A 223-nucleotide genomic window follows, 5' to 3' on the forward strand; every position below is an offset into this window, starting at 1 on the left:
GGGGCAGTTGCGCTTTTATAAACTCTCAGCCATTGGTCTTTTGTTAATTTTAATTCTTCGGAAACTTGTTTAATTACACCATCACCACTGTTCAAGAACTTAATTTCTAATACTGCGCCCTGATCTAGTCCAGCGGGGTTATCAGTTCTAAAGTAAGCAGAAGCGACAATTGTTTCACCTTCTCTCAGTTCTACTGTTTGTTCAGCTCCGTAATAGTGATTAG

Annotated in this window: 1 protein-coding gene; it reads right to left on the reverse strand. The window is 39.5% G+C overall.

The genetic code is table 11. The annotated features are described in order from the left end of the window. Nucleotides 1-223, reverse strand: a 223-nt coding sequence (locus tag MR058_RS23125; RefSeq protein ID WP_242145951.1) for a hypothetical protein, incomplete at both ends; no start/stop codon positions are given.

It is taken from the genome of Bacillus cereus group sp. BfR-BA-01430 (assembly GCF_022663115.1).
Lineage (GTDB): Bacteria > Bacillota > Bacilli > Bacillales > Bacillaceae_G > Bacillus_A > Bacillus_A cereus_BD.